General features: G+C 69.6%; 21 protein-coding genes and 1 tRNA gene. 16 read left to right on the forward strand and 6 right to left on the reverse strand.

The window, feature by feature from the left end; translation table 11 throughout:
* The first annotated feature begins 113 nt into the window (after positions 1-113).
* On the forward strand, positions 114-1,148 hold the full coding sequence (locus tag G361_RS0141410; RefSeq protein WP_231387260.1) for an extracellular solute-binding protein: 1,035 nt from the start codon (positions 114-116) through the stop codon (positions 1,146-1,148).
* Between the two features lie 7 nt (positions 1,149-1,155).
* Here G361_RS0141410 and G361_RS0141415 read toward each other — a convergent pair whose 3' ends face one another.
* Complete coding sequence (locus tag G361_RS0141415) at positions 1,156-2,757, reverse strand: glycosyltransferase family 39 protein (protein ID WP_155982073.1); 1,602 nt, start codon at positions 2,755-2,757, stop codon at positions 1,156-1,158.
* Positions 2,758-3,019: 262 nt separating this feature from the next.
* Between G361_RS0141415 and G361_RS0141420 the strand changes: the two genes are divergently transcribed.
* Entirely contained in the window at positions 3,020-3,439 is a 420-nt protein-coding gene (locus tag G361_RS0141420; RefSeq protein ID WP_155982074.1) for a hypothetical protein, read from the forward strand.
* An 82-nt stretch (positions 3,440-3,521) separates the two neighbouring features.
* Here G361_RS0141420 and G361_RS0141425 read toward each other — a convergent pair whose 3' ends face one another.
* Positions 3,522-4,697, reverse strand: coding sequence for an NAD(P)/FAD-dependent oxidoreductase (locus tag G361_RS0141425; RefSeq protein ID WP_019933052.1), 1,176 nt, complete (start codon positions 4,695-4,697; stop codon positions 3,522-3,524).
* A 104-nt stretch (positions 4,698-4,801) separates the two neighbouring features.
* Here G361_RS0141425 and G361_RS0141430 point away from each other — a divergent pair, with 104 nt between their 5' ends.
* A complete protein-coding gene (locus tag G361_RS0141430; protein ID WP_019933053.1) occupies positions 4,802-5,398 on the forward strand; it encodes a TetR family transcriptional regulator in 597 nt (198 codons plus the stop codon).
* Between the two features lie 34 nt (positions 5,399-5,432).
* On the opposite strand, the gene G361_RS0141435 is transcribed toward G361_RS0141430, so the two are convergent.
* The 4 genes from G361_RS0141435 to G361_RS0141450 all read right to left on the reverse strand — a co-directional run bounded on the left by G361_RS0141435 (position 5,433) and on the right by G361_RS0141450 (position 8,138).
* Positions 5,433-6,224 (reverse strand): thioesterase family protein, encoded by a 792-nt coding sequence (locus G361_RS0141435; protein ID WP_019933054.1) that lies wholly within the window; start codon positions 6,222-6,224, stop codon positions 5,433-5,435.
* Between the two features lie 80 nt (positions 6,225-6,304).
* Positions 6,305-6,377 (reverse strand) — tRNA-Arg (locus G361_RS0141440).
* Between the two features lie 102 nt (positions 6,378-6,479).
* Entirely contained in the window at positions 6,480-7,181 is a 702-nt protein-coding gene (locus G361_RS0141445; RefSeq protein ID WP_019933055.1) for a DUF305 domain-containing protein, read from the reverse strand.
* Complete coding sequence (locus G361_RS0141450; protein WP_019933056.1) at positions 7,182-8,138, reverse strand: DUF3105 domain-containing protein; 957 nt, start codon at positions 8,136-8,138, stop codon at positions 7,182-7,184. It lies immediately after the preceding gene.
* A gap of 148 nt (positions 8,139-8,286) precedes the next feature.
* Between G361_RS0141450 and argS the strand changes: the two genes are divergently transcribed.
* The 13 genes from argS to G361_RS0141515 all read left to right on the forward strand — a co-directional run bounded on the left by argS (position 8,287) and on the right by G361_RS0141515 (position 22,720).
* Positions 8,287-9,945 (forward strand): arginine--tRNA ligase, encoded by a 1,659-nt coding sequence (argS, locus tag G361_RS0141455; protein ID WP_026344155.1) that lies wholly within the window; start codon positions 8,287-8,289, stop codon positions 9,943-9,945.
* Positions 9,946-9,968: 23 nt separating this feature from the next.
* On the forward strand, positions 9,969-11,390 hold the full coding sequence (gene lysA / locus G361_RS0141460) for a diaminopimelate decarboxylase (protein WP_026344156.1): 1,422 nt from the start codon (positions 9,969-9,971) through the stop codon (positions 11,388-11,390).
* Complete coding sequence (locus tag G361_RS0141465; RefSeq protein WP_019933059.1) at positions 11,387-12,778, forward strand: homoserine dehydrogenase; 1,392 nt, start codon at positions 11,387-11,389, stop codon at positions 12,776-12,778. Before lysA ends, G361_RS0141465 begins: the two co-directional genes overlap by 4 nt.
* Positions 12,775-13,887 (forward strand): threonine synthase, encoded by a 1,113-nt coding sequence (thrC, locus tag G361_RS0141470; protein WP_019933060.1) that lies wholly within the window; start codon positions 12,775-12,777, stop codon positions 13,885-13,887. The genes G361_RS0141465 and thrC overlap by 4 nt, the downstream gene beginning before the upstream one ends.
* 25 nt (positions 13,888-13,912) lie before the next feature.
* Positions 13,913-14,875 (forward strand): homoserine kinase, encoded by a 963-nt coding sequence (thrB, locus tag G361_RS0141475; protein WP_019933061.1) that lies wholly within the window; start codon positions 13,913-13,915, stop codon positions 14,873-14,875.
* 342 nt (positions 14,876-15,217) lie between these two features.
* Positions 15,218-17,302, forward strand: coding sequence for a transcription termination factor Rho (gene rho, locus G361_RS0141480; RefSeq protein WP_081635807.1), 2,085 nt, complete (start codon positions 15,218-15,220; stop codon positions 17,300-17,302).
* A 153-nt stretch (positions 17,303-17,455) separates the two neighbouring features.
* Positions 17,456-17,716, forward strand: coding sequence for a hypothetical protein (locus G361_RS0141485; protein WP_019933063.1), 261 nt, complete (start codon positions 17,456-17,458; stop codon positions 17,714-17,716).
* Between the two features lie 254 nt (positions 17,717-17,970).
* Positions 17,971-18,198 carry a 50S ribosomal protein L31 gene (gene rpmE / locus G361_RS0141490; protein ID WP_019933064.1) on the forward strand — a complete coding sequence of 76 codons (228 nt, stop codon included), beginning with the start codon at positions 17,971-17,973 and terminating at the stop codon, positions 18,196-18,198.
* Between the two features lie 88 nt (positions 18,199-18,286).
* On the forward strand, positions 18,287-19,366 hold the full coding sequence (gene prfA, locus G361_RS0141495; RefSeq protein ID WP_019933065.1) for a peptide chain release factor 1: 1,080 nt from the start codon (positions 18,287-18,289) through the stop codon (positions 19,364-19,366).
* Positions 19,367-19,616: 250 nt separating this feature from the next.
* Positions 19,617-20,498, forward strand: a complete 882-nt coding sequence (gene prmC / locus G361_RS0141500; protein WP_026344159.1) for a peptide chain release factor N(5)-glutamine methyltransferase — start codon at positions 19,617-19,619, stop codon at positions 20,496-20,498.
* A gap of 77 nt (positions 20,499-20,575) precedes the next feature.
* Positions 20,576-21,070 carry a MarR family winged helix-turn-helix transcriptional regulator gene (locus tag G361_RS0141505; RefSeq protein WP_019933067.1) on the forward strand — a complete coding sequence of 165 codons (495 nt, stop codon included), beginning with the start codon at positions 20,576-20,578 and terminating at the stop codon, positions 21,068-21,070.
* Entirely contained in the window at positions 21,067-21,918 is an 852-nt protein-coding gene (locus G361_RS0141510; protein WP_019933068.1) for an ABC transporter ATP-binding protein, read from the forward strand. The genes G361_RS0141505 and G361_RS0141510 overlap by 4 nt, the downstream gene beginning before the upstream one ends.
* Positions 21,878-22,720 (forward strand): ABC transporter permease, encoded by an 843-nt coding sequence (locus tag G361_RS0141515; RefSeq protein WP_019933069.1) that lies wholly within the window; start codon positions 21,878-21,880, stop codon positions 22,718-22,720. The genes G361_RS0141510 and G361_RS0141515 overlap by 41 nt, the downstream gene beginning before the upstream one ends.
* Positions 22,721-22,785 lie beyond the last annotated feature (65 nt).

Consider the following 22,785-nt stretch of genomic DNA (forward strand, 5'->3'; position numbering starts at 1 on the left):
TCCGTTCTCACTCCTGCGATCAAGGCTAGCTGCGGTCGGGGTTCACCGGGTGGCACAGTACGTTGTCAGCCGAACCCGGTGATGCGGAAGCGGCTCGGAAGGACGGCGCGTCGGTGCGAGGAAAGATGACGGCCGCGGTGCTCGCGGCCCTGGCGGTGCTCGCGGCGACCACGGCGTGCGCGGGATCCGGCGGCGATCGGATCCTGGTCTACAGCGGTGAGCACGAGGCCCTGGCGCAGGCGTGGGCGCGGGCCTTCACCGCCGCCACCGGCATCACGGTCACGCTGCGCATCGGGGACGACACCGATCTCGGGAATCAGATCGTCTCGGAGGGGGCGGACTCGCCGGCCGACGTGTTCCTGGCCGCCGACGCCCCGGCGATCGCGCAGGTCGACCACGCGGGCCGGTTCGCCGGTCTGGACCGGGACACCCTCGCTCAGGTGCCCGAGGGATATCGGTCCGCCGACGGCACCTGGACCGGGACCGCCGCGCGCACCGCGGCTTTCGTCTACGACCCGGCGCGAGTGCCGGCCGACCGGCTGCCCGTCTCGCTGCTGGAGCTGGCGCAGCCGCAGTGGCGTGGCCGCTGGACCGCCGACACCGCCGGCGCCGACTTCCGGGAGGTGGTCGCCGCGGTGCTGGCACAGCAGGGCGAGGAGGCCACCCGCGCCTGGTTGCAGGGGGTGAAGGCCGGGGTGGTCGTCGCGCAGAATCCCGGCGCGGCCATGGCGGGTGTGGACACCGGCCGATCCGACGGCGCGCTGGTCTTCGCCGATCACTGGTTCCGCGACCGGGCCGGCACCGACGCCACCGATCCCGATCGGTCCGCCGCCGCGGAACACAGCGGTCGCACCGCTCTGTACCGGTTCGAGTCGCCGGATCCCGGCGCGTTCGTCTCGATCTCCGGCGCCGGTGTGCTGAAATCGAGCCGGAACCGAACTGCCGCACAGCAATTCGTGCGCTTCGTGACCGGCCGGTCGGGTCAGCAACTGCTGGCGGATCCGGCCGCGCTGGAATATCCGGTGGCGGCGGACCTTCCGGCCGCTCCGGTGCTGCCGCCGCTGGATCCCCGTGCGCCCCGGGTGGATCCGGCCACCGTGGACGATGTCCGGGTCACCCGGTTGATATCCGAGGCGGGGTTGTCGTGACGCCGGTTCAGATGCCCAGCGGCAGGGTCAACTGCCGCATGGCCGGCCACAGGACGGGCCAGGCCGCGGTCGGCCACCGGCAGGTGTGGATCGCGACCTTGCGGTTCACCCCGGGATAGCCGAGCGGGTCGTCGAGCCGGCCGGACAGCGTCACGGTGTCGAACTGGTGCCGCAATGCCGGTGTGGCGCTGTCCAATCCGATGTAGAGCACGGTGGTGGCGATGTCCGGGGGCGGGCCGAAGAAGCCGTAACCGCGATTGGGACTGTAGGTCGCGGGCAGGCCGTAGCGGCCGCCGAACTTCGCGAGTGCGCCTGCCTGCCAGTAGTTCTGGGCGACCAGGACGGTGTGGGCGCGCTCGTCGGCCGGCAGCGTGCGGTAGACCCCGGCGACGCCCGCGACCAGCTCCTGCCAGCCGGCCGGACCGTAGAGATCCGAGCGCAGCGCGAACTCGCCCGGCGAGGTGATCGGGTCGCGCGCCCACGACCGCGGCAGCGGCAGCGCCGCGAGCAGCGTCACGATGATCGCCAGTGAGCCCGCGACCGCGGTGAGCGTGCCGAGCCGGATCCAGCAGCGCCATCGGGTGTGGTCGAGGGCCGACAGGCCGACGGCCCCCGCGGCGAACACCGCGGGCATCAGCCCGCCGACGTAGTACGGCCGCCCGTGCCCGATCAGCACCACCGCGATCATCGACAGCGCGGTGACGAGTAGGAATCGGTAGGGCCGCAACGGTTCCCAGCGGAACAGCTGCCACAGCCCCCAGCCGCCGAGCAGTCCGCCGAGAAGCCCGGCCAGGCCGATGATCTGCGGCAGACAGGCCAGCGGCCCGCCGCCGGCGGCGTCCTGCTCGGCGCCGATCACCCGGCTCATCGCCAGTTCCGGCCAGCCGTGCGTGGCCTGCCACCAGATGTCGGGCGCGGCGCCGGCGGCGAACACCAGCGCGCCGAGCCAGTGGGCCCGGCGCATCAGCAGCGTGCGGGGCCCGGCCACCGCCAGTCCGGCGAGCAGACAGCACCAGGTCACCGGGACCAGCCATTTCACCTGGATATCGATCGCCGCGAGCAGCCCGGCCAGGATCAGCAGCCGGTCCCGGCGGGTGCGGATCCAGCGGATCAGTAACCAGACCGTCGCCGCCTGCAGGGTGGCGTCGAGGGAGAAGGTGCTCAATTGTGCCGCCTGGGTCAGCGCGAGCGGCGAGGTGGCGTAGGCGATTCCGGCGAGTAGCTGGGCGCGCGGACCGCCGCCGAATTCGTAGGCGATCGCCGCGCAGACGATCACGGCGAGCGCGGCCATGACGATTCCCGGCATTCGCAGCGTCACGGCCGATCCCGGCGCGATCAGGTCCGCGAATCGGGCGAGCAGCGGTAGCAGCGCGCCTTGATCGGCGTAGGCGACGGCGGGCCGCGAGCCTGCCGCGATGAAGTACAACTCGTCGCCGAAGTAGTCGTAGCGCAGACCCGGAATGGTCAATATCACCGCGGTGAATACGGCCAGAACCGTGACGCCGATGCCGCCGAACCGCACGGGCGCGGCAATGGATCGGACGCGCGGCGCGGCGTCGGACATGGTGACGAGAACCAATGTTCCCCCCTGAAACCCGGAATTGGTCAACCGGCGAGCGTATCCGAGGGACGCAGCCGGGTACCAGTACGTTTAAATGGGATTTATTTCACATTTTCCTCGGCATTTGCCGGCTCTGTTCCGGATCGTATCGGCTGAGCCGGCGGTAGCCCGAGCCCCCAGTTCGAGGGCTACCGCTGTCGCTCGACGAAAGGCCCGCGCGTGTCGTCCTGTCGTGTGGCACCGCGGGGAGGGCCTAGGGTGGGTGCCGTGCGAGGGCCGGGAGCGCCCTCACCCGACGGAGAGGAGCCCGGTGCGCCGCCCGCTGTTCATCGTGTCTCTACTGGCCTGTGCCGCAATGGCGATGCCGCTGACCGCGTGCTCGCACGCGGCCGACGATTCGGGGTCCGCCCGTGCGGCATCACCTCAGGAAGGCGCCGGTCCGGCCGCCGATGAAGGGATATTGAAGGTGCAGGCCACCACCGGCGCCGAGAAGTTCCCGGCCTCGGGACTCGGTGTCGGAGTGTCGAAATGCGATTCCAGCGCGTCGCTGACGACCCTCACCACCGCGGGCCACGAGGGCGCCGCGACCCACAATCTGCCCGGGGGTTGCTACCAGGTGGCGGCCACGGGTGTGCCGTCCGGCTGCATGCTCGGCAGTCCGTCGCCGGTGAAAGTCGATGTCACACCGGGTAATACGAGTACCGCCAGCTTCCAGCTGAAGTGCGCCTGACCTGAGAACCCTTGTCGCCGGGCGGTTTCGGATTCCGTCCGGCGTCGGGTTGCGGATCATGCCGGGTCACCCGGCGGTTCGGTCAGCGCGCGTTCAGTTCGGCCAGGCGGAACGCCTGGGCCCGGCGTAGCGCCGGAACCCGGGCCGCGGTGCGAATCGCGGTGTTGCGCAATGCCCTTCCGGTCGTCGACCGGATGGTGGCGAGCCGGGTCATCCGGTCGGTGAAGGCGACCACGCCGAGCGCGATCGGGCGGCGGGTCCGCTCGTACTCGTCGAGCAGGGTCGCGGATTCGCCGCGCAGCACCCGGGCCAGTAGCGCGCCGAGGGCGGCGCCGTCCTGGATGCCGGTGTTCATGCCCTGGCCGCCGGCCGGGCTGTGCACATGGGCGGCATCGCCGGCCAGGAAGATCCGGCCCGCCCGGTAGTGGTCGGCGAGCCGGTGGTGGACCCGGAACCGGGAACTCCACATCACCTCGGTCACCGTGGCGCCCGAACCGGGACGGCAGTCGTCGATGATGTCCTGCACGGAATCGCGATCCGGATGTTCCGGCGGGGTGGCGGTCACGGTCGCCACCACGCGATAGCGGTCGCCGTGCTCGTCCGGTAGCGGCGCGACCACTGCCAGGCCCTGGGGCGCCAGGGTCAGGGTGGCCTCGGTGCGCGGGTCGGGCCAGCTCATCCGCACATCGGCGAGGACGAACGATTCGGCGTAACTGTCCCCGGTGAAGCCGATACCCGCCGCCTCCCGGGTATGGCTGTGCATCCCGTCCGCGCCGATCACGTAGTCCGCGCGGATCGTGCCGGGCGTGCCGTCGGCGTCGCGGTATTCGACGGTGACGGCACGGTCGTCCTGCGTGACTCCGGTGACCTCGCAATGCCGGTGCACCCGGCCGCCGGCCCGCTCGAGCCGCCGCAGCAGGACGGCCTCGGTGTCGTTCTGCCCGAGCATCACCGTGAACGGGAACGGTGTCGGGAGCCGGTCGAAGGAGAGCCGGGCCAGCACCCGATTGCCGTCGCGGAAGCTGAACCCGGGGACGACGAGACCCCGTTCGCACAGCTCCGCGGCGACGTCGTACGCGCTGAGCACCTCGAGGGTGCGGGCATGGATCACGCAGGCGCGGGAGGTGTTCTCCCCCTCGGCGAGGCGGTCCAGCAGGACGACCTCGACGCCGGCGTCGGCGAGGGCGATCGCGGCGGTGAGGCCGGTCGGCCCGGCCCCTGCGACGACGACGGATGCGGTGGCGGGAATGGTGCTCACGACGACTCCTCGGTTTTGCCAACATCTGTAGGCCAACGTTTGTTGACTTCACGGTAGAACGACCCGGGTGCAATGTCAACGGATGTTGGCCTACAGTTGTTGGCATGAGCTCCGAACCGATCTCCCCGGCCGCCGAGTCGCCCGTGCGGCGGTCCGACGCCACCCGCGCCGCCATCCTCGAGGCGGCGCGGCGGCGGTTCGCCGAGGACGGGTACCGCAAGGCCACCATCCGGGCCATCGCCGCCGACGCCGGCATCGATCCCTCGATGGTGATGCGCTACTACGGCAACAAGGAGGGGCTGTTCGCGGCCGCCGCCGATGTCGATCTGGCCATTCCGGATCTGGCGACGGTCTCGCCGGAGACGTTGGGCGAGTTGGTGATCCGGCACTTCCTGACGCTGTGGGAGACGCCGCCGGGTGACGAGGTGCTGCAGACGCTGCTGCGGTCGGCGGTCACCGACGACGTCGTCGGCGACCGGGTCCGGCAGGTGTTCTCCGGACAGGTGATGCCCGCGGTGCTGCGGATCGGCGATCCGGCCGACGCCCCGCGCCGGGCGGGGCTCATGGTGACCCAGTTGCTCGGTATCTCGTTGTGCCGGTACGTATTGCGCATTCCGCCGGTGGTCGCGCTGACCACCGGGCAACTCGTGGCCGATGTCGCCCCGACCCTGCAGCGCTATCTGACCTCGACGCCGGTGTGATCGGTTGCCGAATTACCGTGCACCGCAATGAGATTCAGCGCGGGGCGAGGTACAGGGTCTGGGTGCCGCGGCCGATCGGCCCGCGCTCGTCGAACAGCCGCGATTCGGCCAGCCCGATTCCGGTGCGCTCCGGATAGGTGGTCGCGTCGAGGCACACCCATTCCCCGGCCGGTTCCCGGTGCAGCGTGACGGTGAGATCGGTGTTGATGAAAAGGTATCGGTCCCAATCGAGTACCGCGCTGACCCCGTTGCCCGAATCGGCCGCGGCCAGCGCGCGTTCCAGGGGGCTGGGCACCGTGCCCGCGACGATCGGATACCGCAGCCGGATCCAGCACACCGCGGGCCCGGCCGTCCGGAACGAGCCGGAGACGAAGCGGTAGTCGATGCCGGTGTGGAAGCCGATCGGCTGATCGGACGGGAATTGCGCACGCTCGGTGACCGTTTCGGGTCCGGGGTGCCCGCCGGCCGGTAGCGATTCGGCCGGCAGATCGAGTTCCGGCTCCGCCGTGCGCAGGCGCCAGGCGTGGGCCGTGAGCACCGGTCCACGCTCGGAACTCAATGTGGCGGTGAGCAGTTCGACATTGCGGCCGGGGCGCAGCACGCGCGTCTCGGCGGTCAGCGGCGCGATCGGCACCGGACCGAGGATCTCCACCGCCACGCGTCCGATCCGGAAGCCCTCCCGCGGCGCACAGCGCTCCAGCACATGTGCGAGCAGCGCCGACGGCGGCCCGGCGTGCTGTGCGTCCGGCGACCACGGTCCGCGCGTGAGTTCGGTCGATTCGAACCTGTTCGGATCCGCCGGATCCGGGAGGTAGAAAGCGTCCATAGTGCCCTCGAACCTACGGGAGCATCCGGACAGAAAAATGGCCCGGGCCGATTTTCATCGGCCCGGGCCACTGTCACCTGTGCCCTCGGCAGGATTCGAACCTGCGGCCTTTTGCTCCGGAGGCAAACGCTCTATCCCCTGAGCTACGAGGGCTGGGTGGACCCGCTCGTCACACCGTTCTCACGTCGTCCGATCGGGCTTCGAAAGCCTATCGTATTCGGCGGCGTGCACCAAAAAACGGGTCCGACCTGGTGATCAACTCATCGGCAGGGGAGTGGCGCCGCGTGTGGTGAGCATCCCCGAGATGAGTTGCATCTCACTGGTCTGGCTGGCGCTCATGCTGTTGGCCAGTGTGCGCACGGCGTCGGTGACGGCGTGGTTCATCCCGTAGTCGATCATCGGCACCCCGCCCTGGTGGTGCCGCAGCATCAGCTGGAGGAACAGCGTGTCCTCGGCGACGCCGGTCGACGTGCGCAGTTTCTCCATCTCCTGATCGTTCGCCATCCCGGGCATGGTGGCGACGGGACCGGACATGCTGTGCGAGGCGCCGTGGTCGTGCCCGCTCATCGGGTCGGACATCCAGGCCATGTATTCGCCGTTGCCGAGCAGCGGTTTGCCCCACAGTTGCAGCCAGCCCTGCATCCGGCCCACCTGGTTCTGCTGGGTGGTCACGATGTCGTAGGCGAGCCGCTTCACGTCCGGATCGGAACCGCCGGACAGTTCGAACGCGGCCATCTGCACCGCCTGGGTGTGGTGCACCGACATGTCCTGGCAGAAGCCGACGTCCACCACGCTGGGCGCGGCGTCGTCACCCTTGTCCTGCAACGGGATCCGGGCGATGAGGCCGATGGCGAAACCCGCCAGCAGCAGCCCGACCGCGGCGAGGACCAGCAGTGCGGTCCGCTGCCGCCCGGCGGGGTGGCCGGGGGCAGCGGTCGTGACGTCGTCGTCGGTCATCTACTGATTCGCCCCGGGCTCGGCCGGTGCGGGCTGCGCCGGTACCGGTTGGGCCGGTACGGGCTGGCCCGGCTGACCGGGGACGCCGCCGGGTACACCCGGCATGCCCGGCAGCCCGGGAATGCCACCGGGCAGCCCCGGGATGCCGCCGCCCGCGCCGCCGCTGAGCTCGGTCTGATCCTGGTTGAGGCCCTTGCCGTCCATCGGGATCGCGGTCGGTCCCGGCGGGGTGGGATCGAACGGCGGCGGATTGTCCACGTTGAAGGTCGGATTCGCGCAGTCCGCGCCCACCTCGGGATAGACGCCGTACTGGTTCAGCCGCAGCGCGCTGATGAACTCGCCGACCCGCTTGTCGTCGGCGTCGCCGAGCTTCAGCTGATGACCCCAGGACTGCAGCGAGACCGCCGAGTCCAGGCCGGGATACGGCGACATCAGCATGTAGGGCTTGCCCTGTACCTGCTGCTTCAGCGTGTCGAGCGCGCCGCCTGCGACCTTGTCCGGGTTGTAGGCGATCCAGACCGCGCCGTGTTCCAGTGCGTGCACCGCGTTCTCGGTGCGGATGGCCTTGCCGTAGACCTTGCCGGTGCAGTCGGCCCACGAGGCGTCGTGCGGACCGCCGAACGGCGGGCTCTGGTCGTAGGCGACCCGCTGGGTCGCGCTGACGTGCAGCGCGCCCTTGTACTCCTTGGTGACCACGCCCGGGATCTGCAGCGAGGGATCCTTCTTCTGCGCGGTCGGGGTGAACTTCTCCGCGTCGGCCTTCTTCTGGTACATCGGTACCAGATAGACCGCCAGCGCGGCGATCAGCGCGATGATCACCACGGCAGCGCCGATGGTCGGCCAGGGGATCTGACGCTTGTCGGGTAGCTTGGCCCCGCCGCCGCCGGCCTTGCGCGAAGGTGACGATTTCGCGGCGGCGCGAATCGCCTTGGCCGATTTGGCGCTGGTGTTCGGCATCGCTTCTGTGCTGCCTCTCGAATGTGCTCTCTGGAGTGCTCGGACAATCCGCGGTGCGGCAACGCGGTGCTGCCGGCCGTGCCCGGGCGGTCGCCCGGGAGGTGGCCGCTGGCAGCGCCCACCTGCTCAGACCATAGGATAGAGACTCGTGACTCCAGCTGACCTTGCAGATCTCCTTCGCGCTACGGCCGCGAAGGTGCTTGTCGAACGCGGATCGGACCCCACGGTCCTGCCCGACGAGGTCAAAGTGGAGCGCCCGCGCAATCCCGAGCACGGCGACTACGCCACCAATCTGGCCATGCAGGTGGCCAAGAAAGCGGGCCTGAACCCGCGTGAGCTGGCCACCGCGCTCGCCGCGGCGCTGGCCACCGCCGACGGTATCGAGACCGCCGAGGTCGCCGGGCCCGGCTTCCTGAACATCCGGCTGGCCGCGGCCGCACAGGGCGCGATCGTGGCCCGGATCCTCGCCGAGGGGGCGGATTACGGCGGCGCCGACAGCCTCGGCGGCACCCGGATCAACCTGGAGTTCGTCTCCGCGAATCCGACCGGCCCGATCCACCTCGGTGGTACCCGCTGGGCCTCGGTCGGCGACGCGCTGGGCCGGATCCTGGCCGCGCAGGGCGCGGATGTCACCCGGGAGTACTACTTCAACGACAACGGCGCGCAGATCGACCGGTTCGCCAACTCGCTGGTCGCCGCCGCGACCGGGCAGCCGACGCCGGAGGACGGCTACGCGGGCGCGTACATCGAGGAGATCGCGGGCACCATCGTCGCCGCGCATCCGCAGGCGCCGGAACTGCCGGCCGGCGAGCGGCACGAGTTGTTCCGCCGCGAGGGCGTCGAGCTGATGTTCGCGCACATCAGGCAGACCCTGCACGAGTTCGGCACCGACTTCGACGTCTACTTCAACGAGAGCTCGCTGTTCGCCTCGGGCGCGGTCGAGCAGGCCGTGGCGCAGTTGAAGACGTCGGGCAAGCTGTACGAGAAGGACGGCGCCTGGTGGCTGGCCTCCACCGAATACGGCGACGACAAGGACCGCGTGGTCATCAAGAGCGACGGCACCTCCGCCTATATCGCCGGTGACATCGCCTATTTCCAGAACAAGCGCGGCCGCGGTTTCGACCTGTGCATCTACATGCTCGGCGCCGACCACCACGGTTACATCGGCCGGTTGAAGGCCGCCGCGGCCGCCTTCGGCGACGATCCGGACACCGTGGAGGTGCTGATCGGCCAGATGGTGAATCTGGTCCGCGACGGCCGCTCGGTCAAGATGAGCAAGCGGGCCGGCACCGTGGTCACCCTGGACGATCTGGTCGAGATCATCGGCGTGGACGCCGCGCGCTACGCGCTGGTCCGCAGTTCGGTCAACTCCGGTATCGATATCGATCTGGACCTGTGGACCAAGCAGAGCAACGAGAATCCGGTGTACTACGTGCAATACGCGCACGCCCGTACCTCGGCCGTGGCCCGCAATGCCGCGGAATTCGAATTCGCCGGTGTCGCAGCCGATTACGGCCTGCTGACCGCCGACGAGGAGGGTGAACTGATCCGCACCCTGGGCGAGTACCCGGCGATCGTCGCGGGCGCCGCCGCGCTGCGCGAACCGCACCGGGTCGCACGCTATCTGGAGGAACTGGCCGGCGCGTACCACCGTTTCCAGACCAACAAGACGCTGCGCATCCTGCCGAAGGACGACGATCCGGTGACCCCGGTGAACGCCGCCCGGCTGGAGCTGGTCGGCGCCGCGCGGCAGGTCCTGGCCAACGGCCTCGGGCTGCTCGGTGTCGGTGCCCCGGAACGCATGTGAGCCTGAAGGAGAAAGGACCGACCGTGAGTGCGCACCCGGCGGGACCCCGGCATGCCGAGATCCCGCACGCCCCGAATCTGCCCGAGCGGCCCGGCGAACCGGCGCAGATGATCGATCTGCCGTCGAATGTCTGGCCGCGCAACGCTTCTCGCGATGCCGCGGGTACGGTCCGGCTGGCCGGCGTGCCGGTGACGGAACTGGCCGAGGAGTTCGGCACCCCGCTGTTCGTGGTCGACGAGGACGACTTCCGTTCGCGCTGCCGCGATATGGTGCGCGCCTTCGGTGACAATGCGCGAGTTCACTACGCCTCCAAGGCTTTCCTGTGCGGCGAGGTGGCGCGCTGGGTGCGCGACGAGGGCCTGTACCTGGACGTGTGCTCCGGCGGCGAACTGGCCGTGGCGCTGCACGCCGGTTTCCCGGCCGCGCGAATCGCCTTGCACGGCAACAACAAATCCGTCGCCGAACTGGAGCAGGCGGTCACCGCCGGCATCGGCCACGTGGTGGTCGACTCGCTGATCGAGATCGAGCGGCTGGAGGCCGTCGCCGGTCGGCGCGGTGTGGTGCAGGACGTGCTGGTCCGGGTCACCGTCGGCGTGGAAGCCCATACGCACGAATACATCTCGACCGCGCACGAGGATCAGAAGTTCGGTTTCTCGATCGCCGGTGGCGACGCCCTGGAGGCGCTGGCCATGGTGTTCGAGGCGGACAACCTGCGCCTGGTCGGCCTGCACAGTCACATCGGTTCGCAGATCTTCGAGATCGATGGTTTCGAGATCTCGGCGCGCCGGATGCTCGGCCTGCTGCGCGACGCCATCGACAAGTTCGGCGTCGAGCGCACCGCGCAGATCCACACGCTGGATCTCGGTGGCGGACTGGGTATTTCGTATCTGCCGAACGACGATCCGCCGCCGCTGGCCGATTTCGCGGCGAATCTGCGCCGCGTGGTCGCCGAGGAGGCGGCCCGCGCCGGACTGCCCACCCCGGTGATCGCGGTGGAGCCGGGCCGCGCCATCGCCGGACCGGGCACGGTCACCCTCTACGAGGTCGGCACGACCAAGGACGTCTCGCTGGACGCCGGCGCGCGGCGCCGCTACGTCAGCGTCGACGGCGGTATGAGCGACAACATCCGGCCCGCGCTCTATCAGGCCGAGTACGACTGCCGGCTGGTGTCCCGCGCCAGCGGGGCCGATCCGGTGGTCGCCCGCGTGGTCGGAAAGCATTGCGAGAGTGGCGATATCGTCATCCGTGACACCTGGATGCCGGCCGATGTCGGACCCGGCGATCTGATCGCCGTCGCCGCGACCGGCGCCTACTGCTACTCGATGTCCAGCCGCTACAACCTGCTGACCCGCCCGGCCGTGGTGGCCGTGCGCGACGGCAGCGCACGTCCGATCCTCCGCCGCGAGACGGTGGCGGACCTGCTGAGCTTGGAGGTAGAGGCATGACGGAGGCGGCAGCCGAGCGTGACCACGGGGGACTCCCGGTCGTGCCACAACACCTGAGCACGAGCGCATTCGGGACCGATCATCCGCTCGGTGTGGCGGTGCTCGGTATGGGCAACGTCGGCACCGAGGTGGTGCGGATCCTGCGCGAGCATGCGGAAGAGATGCGGCAGCGCGTCGGCGCGCCGCTGATCCTGCGCGGCGTCGCGGTCCGGCGCGCGGGTGTCGACCGCGGTATCCCGGCGGAACTGCTCACCACCGACGCCGAGGCGCTGGTGCGCCGCGACGACGTCGATCTGGTCGTCGAGGTGATGGGCGGCATCGACCCGGCCCGCGCGCTGATCGGCGCCGCACTGCGGGCCGGCAAATCGGTGGTGACCGCGAACAAGGCGCTGCTGGCCGATTACACCGGCGAACTCGCCGCCGCCGCCGAGCGCAGCCGCGCGGATCTCTATTTCGAGGCCGCGGTCGCGGGCGCGATCCCGGTGGTGCGGCCGCTGATCCAGTCGCTGTCCGGCGATCGGGTCGACCGCGTGGTCGGCATCGTCAACGGCACCACCAACTTCATCCTCTCGGCGATGGCCGAGACCGGCGCGGACTACCACGCGACGCTGGCCGAGGCCACCCGGCTGGGCTACGCCGAGGCCGATCCGACCGCCGACGTCGAGGGTTACGACGCCGCCGCCAAGGCCGCGATCCTCGCCTCCCTGGCCTTCCACACCCGGGTCACCGCCGCCGACGTGTATCGCGAGGGCATCGCCCGGATCTCCGCCGAGGATCTGGAGACCGCGGCGGCGGTCGGCTGCACGGTGAAGCTGCTGGCCATCTGCGAGCGCATCCCCGGCGAGCTGTCGGTGGCCGAGGGGGGTAAGGACCGGGTCTCGGTCCGCGTCTATCCCGCGCTGATCCCGCTGAAGCATCCGCTGTCGTCGGTCGACGGCGCTTTCAACGCGGTGGTCGTGGAGGCGGAGAACGCCGGTCGGCTGATGTTCTACGGCCAGGGCGCCGGCGGCGCGCCGACCGCGTCCGCGGTGATGGGCGACCTGGTGATGGCGGCCCGGAACAAGTTCTACGGCGGCCGCGCACCGGGCGAATCGGTCTATGCTGAGCTGCCGATCGCTCCGTTCGGCGACACTCCCACTCGATACCACGTGAACCTGCAGGTCGCCGACCGTACCGGGGTACTGCAGGCGGTGGCCGGCGAATTCGCCGACCACGGGGTCAGCATCTCCACCGTGCGCCAGGAGGGCCACGGTGCGGGCGCCCGCCTGGTCGTGGTGACCCACCACGCGCAGGAATCGGCGCTGGCCGATACCGTGGCAGCGCTCGCCGAGTTGGAGTCCGTCACGTCCGTGACCAGCGTCCTGAGATTGGAAGGCACCGAGGAATGAGTAACACCGGACCGGCTGTCGCCGTAACGGATTCGCGGTCCACCGCGGTCCACAAGCCTTGGCCGGGCTTGATCGCCGCCTACCGGGATCGGCTCGCGGTCGGCGCCGATTGGGAGCCGGTCACGCTGTTCGAGGGCGGCACCCCGCTGGTTCCGGCCCCGCACCTGTCGAAGCTGACCGGGTGTGAGGTTTATCTCAAGGTCGAGGGCGCCAACCCGACCGGCTCCTTCAAGGACCGCGGCATGACCATGGCGATGACCGATGCCAAGGCCCGCGGTCAGCAGGCCGTACTGTGCGCCTCCACCGGCAACACCTCCGCCTCGGCCGCCGCCTACGCCACCCGCGCCGGTATGCACTGCGCGGTGCTGATCCCGCAGGGCAAGATCGCGATGGGCAAGCTGGCCCAGGCGGTCATGCTCGGCGCGAAGATCATCCAGGTGCAGGGCAACTTCGACGACTGCCTGGAGCTGGCCCGCAAGGTGACCTCCGAATTCCCGCAGGTCGGCCTGGTGAACTCGGTCAACCCGGCGCGTATCGAGGGGCAGAAGACGGCCGCGTTCGAGATCGTGGACGCGCTCGGCAAGGCCCCCGATGTGCACGTGCTGCCGGTCGGCAACGCGGGCAACATCACCGCGTACTGGAAGGGCTACACCGAGTACCACGCCGACGGCCTCACTCCGGCCCGTCCGCGGATGCTGGGCGTCCAGGCCGCCGGCGCCGCGCCGCTGGTACACGGTGCGCCGGTGAGCAATCCGGAGACCATCGCCACCGCCATCCGGATCGGCGCGCCGGCGTCGTGGAACAGCGCGGTCGCCGCCAAGGAGGAGTCCGGCGGCGCCTTCCGGGCCGCCACCGACGACGAGATCCTGGCCGCCTACCGCCTGGTGGCGGGCAGCGAGGGCGTCTTCGTCGAACCCGCCTCCGCGGCGAGCGTGGCCGGACTGCTGGCCGCGCGCGCGGAGGGCTGGCTGGACTCCGGCCTCACCGTGGTCTGCACGGTGACCGGCAACGGGCTCAAGGATCCCGACACCGCGCTGTCGGGCATGCCGGACGTGCAGGCGATCGGTGTGGATCCGGTCGCCGTGGCCCGCGAGCTCGAGCTGGCCTGAGTTGACGCACGAAGGCCAGCAGTTGATGACGCGGACCCTGCCGCCGGGTCTGACCGTGACGGCACGGGTTCCCGCGTCGAGCGCCAATCTCGGGCCCGGATTCGATTCGCTGGGTCTGGCGCTGGGTATCCACGACGAGATCGTCGTGCGCACGACCGATTCGGGGCTTACGATCCGGGTGGAGGGTGAAGGCGCCGACGACGTGCCCTGGGGGCCCTCACATCTGGTGGTGCGTGCGATCGAAAGGGGTCTGGAATCGGCCGGGGTCTGGGCCGATGGCCTGGATGTGGTGTGCCACAATGTGATTCCGCACTCGCGGGGGCTGGGTTCCTCCGCGTCGGCGGTGGTGGGCGGATTGGCCGCGGGACGCGGCCTGGCCGCCAAGTTCGATGCCGAACTGGCTTGTAGCAGCGACGAATTGGTGCAACTGGCCGCGGAATTCGAGGGGCATCCCGACAACGCGTCCGCGAGTGTGCTCGGCGGCGTGGTGGTGTCGTGGACCGAGGCCGAGGGGGAAACCACCGGGCCCGACGGGAACGGTGTGGTGGATCACCACATGCGCGGGTATCGCGCGGTCCGGCTGGATCCGCATCCGGCCCTGCGCGCGACGGTCCTGGTCCCCGAGGAACGCTCCTCGACCGCGCATACCCGCGGTCTGCTGCCCGAAACGGTGCCGCACGGTGACGCCGCCTTCAATCTCAGCCGGGCCGCACTCGCGGTCGTCGCGCTGACCCGGCGCCCCGACCTGCTGCTGCCCGCCACCGCGGACCGGCTGCATCAGGGGTACCGATCGGCGGCGTTGCCGTTGACCACGGCCTGGATCGGCCGGCTGCGGTCGGCGGGTATCGCCGCGATGGTCTCCGGCGCGGGGCCGACCGTCCTGGCCCTGAGCACCGAGGGATTCCCCGCTGACCTGCGCGAACAGGCCGCTGCCGATGGCCTGCGGGTATGGCATCCGGAGATCTCCGGCGGCGTCCGGGTGGATTGACGGCGCGCCTGCCTTGCAGGTAGGACCGGCGGGAGTTATCCTGGGCGAGTCCGTACATCGTGCGCGTCAGACGCCGGTGCTTCATTTGGGCAATCGCTCCAGCAGGCTCCTCGCTCAGGCTCGAGGCAGACAGACAGGGCAGGTCGACTCGGCCGACTGGATGTTTGCGTCTCGAACCTCGGGACAGCACTGGAATGATCTCTCCCACCTTCGTGAACCGGTGGCGAAGCCGCCGGTCCGGCGGGGCAGGCGATACGGCATCCGAACTCGGCGCAGTGACCGAGTTTCGGGACGGAACCCTCGAGTTAGCACACGGCAAATCGAGGGAAGGAAAGGATCTCCGTGACAGATACGGACCTGCTCGCGACACCCGTGGTGGAAACCGATGAAAATTCCTCGGGTCGCGAAAGTGACTCCGGACAGATTGCGAAAATGAGCGAACATACCGACGTCGCACGATCGGGGCTGACTGGAATGTTGTTGCCGCAGTTGCGTGCGCTTGCCGGAGAGCTCGGTATCCGAGGCACTTCCGGAATGCGCAAGGGTGATCTGATCGCCGCCATCAAGGAAAACCAGGCCACTACGTCGAGCAAGCCTGTTCGCGGTGGTCGTGGTGAGGCGAAGGCCGGAGGTAAGGTCGAGGCGCCGGTGGCGAAGACCGAGACGGCAGTGAAAGCGGCACCGGCCGCGAAGCCCGATGCGGCGGTGAAGACCGAGCCCGCGGCGAAGTCGGAGCCGGCCGTGAAGGCCGAGCCCCCCGCCGCCAAGCCCGTGCGGGAGCGCCGGGCCCGGGCCGAACAGCCCACCCTGGACAGTGTCATCGAGCCGCCGGCCGCGAACCACGCGCCCGCCGGTGAGTCGGAAACCGCTGCCCGCCCGGCTGATTCGGGTGACGACAACGGCCGCGACGGTAACCAGCGCGGCCGGGGCCGGCAGCGCCGCAGCGGTCGTGAACAGCGTGCCGCCGCTGCGACCGGTACCGAGTCCGCCGCCGAGAACGCCGCCGAGTCGAAGCCGGAAGGCGAGGGCGAGCGCCGCCGCAATCAGAACGGCCAGTCCAACGGCGGCCAGCAGTCCGGCGGTCAGCAGAGCGCCTCGCAGGGCCAGGCCGGCCAGAACGGCACCGGCGGCCGCGATCGGGACCGCGACCGCAACCGGGACGGCGACGACGAGGACGGCCGCGGCCGCCGGGGACGTCGCTTCCGCGAGCGCCGGCGGGGCCGGGATCGCGAGGGCGGCAGCGAGAACCGCGGCGGCGGTGAGGTCGAGATCCGCGAGGACGACGTCCTGCAGCCGGTCGCCGGCATTCTCGACGTGCTCGACAACTACGCGTTCGTCCGCACCTCCGGCTACCTGGCCGGTCAGAACGACGTGTACGTGTCGATGAACCTGGTGCGCAAGAACGGCCTGCGCCGCGGTGACGCCATCACCGGCGCGGTCCGCGCTCCCCGCGACGGCGAACAGGCCAATCAGCGGCAGAAGTTCGATCCGCTGGTGCGCCTGGACACCGTGAACGGCAGCGATGTCGACGCGGCCCGGCGGCGGCCGGAGTTCAACAAGCTGACCCCGCTGTATCCGAACCAGCGGTTGCGGCTGGAAACCCAGTCCAACAAGCTGACCACTCGGGTGATCGACCTGATCATGCCGATCGGTAAGGGCCAGCGCGCACTGATCGTGTCGCCGCCGAAGGCGGGTAAGACCACGGTCATGCAGGACATCGCCAACGCGATCGCGACCAACAACCCCGAGTGCTACCTGATGGTGGTACTGGTCGACGAACGTCCGGAAGAGGTCACCGACATGCAGCGCTCCGTGCGCGGCGAGGTGATCGCGTCCACGTTCGACCGGCCGCCGAGCGACCACACCTCGGTCGCCGAGCTCGCCATCGAGCGGGCGAAGCGCCTGGTGGAAATGGGTCAGGACGTCGTGGTGCTGCTCGACTCGATCACCCGGCTGGGCCGCGCGTACAACAACTCCTCGCCGGCCTCGGGTCGTATCCTCTCCGGTGGTGTCGACTCGACCGCGCTGTATCCGCCCAAGCGGTTCCTCGGCGCGGCGCGCAACATCGAGAACGGCGGCTCGCTGACGATCATCGCCACCGCGCTGGTGGAGACCGGTTCCACCGGTGACACGGTGATCTTCGAGGAGTTCAAGGGCACCGGCAACGCCGAGCTCAAGCTCGACCGCAAGATCGCCGAGCGGCGTGTCTTCCCGGCGGTGGACGTCAATCTGTCCAGCACCCGCCGTGACGACCTGCTGATGGCGCCCGACGAGGCCGCGGTCATCCACAAGCTGCGGCGCGTGCTGTCCGGGCTGGACTCGCATCAGGCCATCGATCTGCTGATCGACCGCCTGAAGAAGTCCAAGAGCAATGTCGAATTCCTGATGCAGATCGCCAAGACGGCTCCGGGCGCTCTGGACGAGTAGTCCCCGGTTGTCATCGACTCGACGGCTCTGCCGTGGGGTCTCCCAGCGGCTCCGCTTCGGCGGGGCCGCTGCGGCGTTTCCGGGGTACGCGGGCGGTAGAAGACGAGGCCGATCGCGGCCGAGGCGGCGATCAGCCCGAGCAGGATCATCGCGGTGACGCCGGCCATCCCGCCCAGCGGCGTCGCGGTGGCGGTGAACTGGAATTGCGGTTCGGCGGGTCCGGTGGCGGCGGTCACGGGCGGGCTGCCGCCGGAGGCGGTGCAGGCGCCGCCCGCCACGGTCAGCGCCAGTACGGCGAATACCGCGCCGGCCGGCAAGGTGGCATGGCGATTCACGGCTGTCCTTCCTCCGGGGATCGCATGGTTCTCGATGAAACGAGACTCTATGAACGCCGCTGTTCACATTCGCGAGTAGCCGACTACTCGACTTCAGCGTGGCTCGAGACCTGGGAAGATCGCGTGCCCGTACTTCCTGGGGGAGCGGCCGCGGCGACCGGGAACAAGCCGCGACGGGGAGGTGTTTCAGAAGCGTGGGAAGCGCTCTGGCATACTGGTCCGCTGGTGCGGGCCCAGTCCCCGCGCACCACAACATCCCCGCCTGAGTCGGCTCCGGTTCACGTCCTCGATCGTGTCGAGGGCGACCCGGCGGCCATTTTCGAAAGGACACCCATGAAGGCAGGAATTCACCCGACCTATGTGGCGACCACCGTCGTCTGCGGTTGTGGCAATACGTTCGAGACCCGCAGCACCAAGGAGTCGGGCCACATCACGGTCGAGGTCTGCTCGCAGTGCCACCCGTTCTACACGGGCAAGCAGAAGATCCTCGACACCGGCGGCCGCGTCGCCCGCTTCGAGGCCCGCTACGGCAAGCGCGCCAAGAAGGACGACGCCAAGTAGCTACCCCGCCGACGCCCGTCCTGCTCAGCAGGCCGGGCGTCGGCGCGTTTCGCCGGAGGCGGCGCCGAAGACTAAGGAGCATTCCGCGATGGCCGACAAGACGGCCCCGTCCGCGATCGACGACATCCTGGCCGAGTATTCCGGGCTGGAGGCGCAGCTGGCCGATCCGGCGCTGCACAACAACCCGGGTGAGGCCCGGCGCGTCGGTAAGCGGTTCGCCGAGCTCGCTCCGGTCATGTCCACCTACACCAAGCTCTCGGCCGCCCGCGACGACCTCGATGCCGCGCGCGAACTGGCCGCCGACGACTCGGCCTTCGCGGCCGAGATTCCCGGCCTGGAGGAGCAGGTGGCGGAGCTGTCGAAAGCCCTCACCGACCTGCTCGCCCCGCGCGATCCGCACGACGCCGACGATGTGGTGCTCGAGGTGAAATCCGGCGAGGGTGGCGAGGAGTCGGCGCTGTTCGCCGCCGATCTGGCCCGGATGTACATCCGCTACGCCGAGCAGCACGGCTGGAAGGTCGAGGTGCTCGACGCCACCATCTCCGACCTGGGCGGTTACAAGGAGGCCACGCTCTCGGTGAAGAGCCGGGAAGCGAGCCGGGACGGGGTGTGGTCGCGGCTGAAGTTCGAGGGCGGCGTGCACCGCGTGCAGCGGGTGCCGGTCACCGAATCGCAGGGCCGGATCCACACCTCCGCGGCCGGCGTGCTGATCTACCCGGAACCGGACGAGGTGGAACAGGTGCAGATCGACGAATCCGATCTGCGCATCGACGTGTACCGGTCCTCGGGTAAGGGCGGTCAGGGCGTCAACACCACCGATTCGGCGGTGCGCATCACCCACCTGCCCACCGGCATCGTGGTGACCTGCCAGAACGAGCGCTCACAGCTGCAGAACAAGATCCGTGCCATGCAGGTGCTGTCGGCGCGATTGCAGCTGCTGGCCGAGGAGCAGGCCGACGCCGAGGCGGCCGCCGGGCGGGCCAGCCAGATCCGCACGGTCGACCGGTCCGAGCGCATCCGCACCTACAACTTCCCGGAGAACCGGATCACCGATCACCGCATCGGCTTCAAGGCGCACAACCTGGATTCGGTGCTGGACGGTGAGCTGGACACCCTGCTGGACGCGCTCGGCGCGGCGGATCGGGCCGCGCGACTGGCCGCGGAATGACCCGGAAAATGTGAGTTGCATCGCTCTCACCTGCACGAACGCTATATGAGAGCGCCGTGAGAGGTCTGTGAGATGTTGGCTCCGAGGGCTGTGCTGCGGGTCGCGACGGCGCACAGTTGATCGTGTGAAACATGCCGACATGTCGCACCAGCGCGGACGCCCCGGCCGACGGGGTGGCTCGGTGTGCCGGACTGCCGGAAGAGGTCGAATCATGACTGACGTAGTCGTCGAGTCGGGCACAGTGAATTCCGTGAGTCGTGTGCCCTTGCGTACCACCGTCGTGGAAGCAACCGAAACCCTCGCCGCCGCCGGCGTGCACAGCCCGTACACCGACGCCGAACTGCTCGCCGCGCATGTGCTCGGCGTCGAGCGGACCCGGCTGGCGCTGGTTCCCATGCTGACGCCGGTACAGCTCGCCGAATACCGGCAGCTGGTGGCGCAACGCGCGGCCCGGGTCCCGCTCCAGCACCTCACCGGGGTGGCGGCGATGGGCGAGGTCGATCTCAGCGTCGGACCGGGCGTGTTCGTGCCCCGGCCCGAGACGGAACTGCTGTTCGCGTGGGCTCTGGCGCATCTGGAACTGACCGAGCGCGGTCATCGGCCGATCGTCGTCGATCTGTGCACGGGTTCCGGTGCGCTGGCGCTGGCCATCGCCCACGCCCGTCCCGACGCGCTGGTGCACGCGGTCGACCTCGATCCCACCGCCCTGAAGTGGGCCCGGCGCAATGCCGAGCGGCTGGCCGCCGAGGGTGACGCACCCATCGCCCTGTACGAGGGCGATGTCACCGCTCCCGAAACGCTGTCCGAGCTGAACGGCCGGGTCGACATGGTGGTCGCGAATCCGCCCTACATCCCGGCCGACGCGGCGCTGGATCCCGAGGTGATCGACCACGATCCGCATCTGGCCCTGTTCGGCGGCCCGGACGGGCTGGACGTGATCCGCCCGACGATCGGCACCATCGCCCGGCTGCTGCGTCCGGGCGGCGTGACCGCCGTGGAGCACGACGATTCGCACGGCTCCCGCGTCGCCGACCTGTTCGACGTGCACGACGACTTCCTGGACGTGGACGAACACCCCGATCTCGCGGGCCGGCCGCGGTTCGTCACCGCGCGGCGCATGCCCACCACCTGATCGGAAAACCGCCACCGCCCGCCGGTGGCGGTTTTTTCGGCTGGTAATTACCTCTGGTTCAGAGGTATTCTCGGAATATGAGTCGTTCGTCCAGCTCAGGATCCGCCGCGGCCGACGCGGAGCTGGTCGGTGCGCTGCTCGGCTCGTTCGGGCGGTTCCGGCGGCAGGTGGCGCGGCTGGCGGGCCGATCGTTCGACCGGTCCGGGGTCAGCGATTCGCAGGCCGAGTTCCTGCGCCTGGTGGGCCGCAATCCGGGCATCTCGGTGAAGGCCGCCGCGGCCGAGATGGGGTTGGCGGCCAACAGCGTCTCCACCTTCGTCACCGCCCTGGTACACGCGGATCTGCTGATGCGCGAACAGGATCCGGCCGATCGCCGGGTCACCCGGCTGAGCCTGCCGGTGCCGGTGCAGCGGCTCGTGGACGAAACCCGCAGGCGCCGACACACATTCATCACCGCGGCACTGGACGAACTGACCGCCGAGGAGCGCGCCGACCTGATCCGCGGGCTCGCTGCGGTGAACAGGATGACCGATCTGCTGCACGAACGAGAACAAGGAGAGGTGAGCCGGTGACCTCCGATTCCCCTGCCGCCCCGCACGATTCGCCGGGTGGTGTCCCGGCGGTCGAATGCGTCGGGCTGACCCACCGCTACGGCGAGCATGCCGTCGTCGACAATCTGGACCTGAGCATCGATCGTGGCGAGGTGTTCGGCCTGCTCGGTCCCAACGGCGCCGGCAAGACCACCACCATCCGCCTGCTGGCCACCCTCATGCCGGTGCAGTCCGGCACGGTCCGGGTCCTCGGCTTCGAGGTCGGCAAGCGTGACACCGACATCCGCTACAACCTCGGCTACGTGCCGCAGCAGCTGTCGATCGAGGGCACGCTGACCGGACGGCAGAACGTCACCTGGTTCGCCCGGCTGTTCGACGTGCCGCGCGCCGAGCGGGCGGAGCGGGTCGACGAGGTACTGGCCGCCATGGACCTGCTCGACGTGGCCGATCGGCTCGCCGCGGGCTATTCCGGCGGCATGGTGCGCCGGCTGGAGCTGGCCCAGGCACTGGTCAACCGGCCCGCGCTGCTCATCCTGGACGAGCCGACCGTGGGCCTGGACCCGATCGCCCGCGACAGCGTCTGGGCCCGGGTGCGCGAACTGCGCGACCGGTTCCACACCACGGTGCTGCTGACCACTCATTACATGGCGGAGGCCGATGTGCTGTGCGATCGAATCGCACTGCTGCACAAGGGCGTCCTGCGGGCCGTGGGCGCACCGGCGGCCCTGAAGGCGGCGCTGGGCCCCGAGGCCACGCTGGAGGACGTGTTCCGGCACTACGCCGACGCGCGCCTGGTCGAAGAGAACGATTCCGAGGGAGGACTGCGCGGTGTCCGAAGCACGCGTCGAACCGCTCAGCGCGCCGGCTGAATTCCCGCCGCTGCGCCACGCCCCGCACGGCCCGGCACGATTGCTCGTGCTGGCCTCGCGGGTCGGCACTTTCGCACTCATCGAGTTGCAGAAATTGCGTCACGACCGCACCGAGCTGGTCACCCGGGCCGTGCAGCCCGCGCTGTGGATGCTGATCTTCGGCACCACATTCTCGCGGCTGCGCAGCATCCCGACCGGCTCGCTGCCCTATCTGGATTTCCTCGCGCCGGGCATCATCGCGCAGTCCGCGCTGTTCATCGCGATCTTCTACGGCATCCAGATCATCTGGGACCGGGACGCGGGGATCCTCAACAAACTGATGGTCACCCCCACCCCGCGGTCCGCGCTGATCGCCGGGAAATGCTTCGCCGCGGGGGTGCGCTCGGTCGCCCAGGTGGTGATCATCGTGGTGCTGTCGCTGGTGATGGGCGTGCACATGACGGTCAATCCGCTGAAGCTGCTCGGCGCGGTGGTCGCGGTGATGCTGGGCGCCTCGTTCTTCTCCTGTCTGTCGATGACCATCGCCGGGCTGGTCGGCCAGCGCGATCGGCTGATGGGGATCGGCCAGGCGATCACCATGCCGCTGTTCTTCGCCTCGAACGCGCTGTACCCGCTGGATCTGATGCCGGGCTGGTTGAAGGTGATCAGTCACATCAATCCGCTGAGCTACGAGGTGGAGATACTGCGCGGCCTGCTGGTCGGCGCCGGCTACCGGCTCTGGCTGGACCTGGGCGTGCTGATCCTCGCCGCGGTCGTCGGAATAGTCTGCGCCTCTTCGCTTCTGGGACGGCTCACCCGGTGACCGCCCGGACCGCCGCAGTCGCAACGGTCGCCCCGGCCGCCCGCGCGGCGGTGCCGAAGCAATAG

The organism is Nocardia sp. BMG111209 (genome assembly GCF_000381925.1).
GTDB lineage: Bacteria > Actinomycetota > Actinomycetes > Mycobacteriales > Mycobacteriaceae > Nocardia.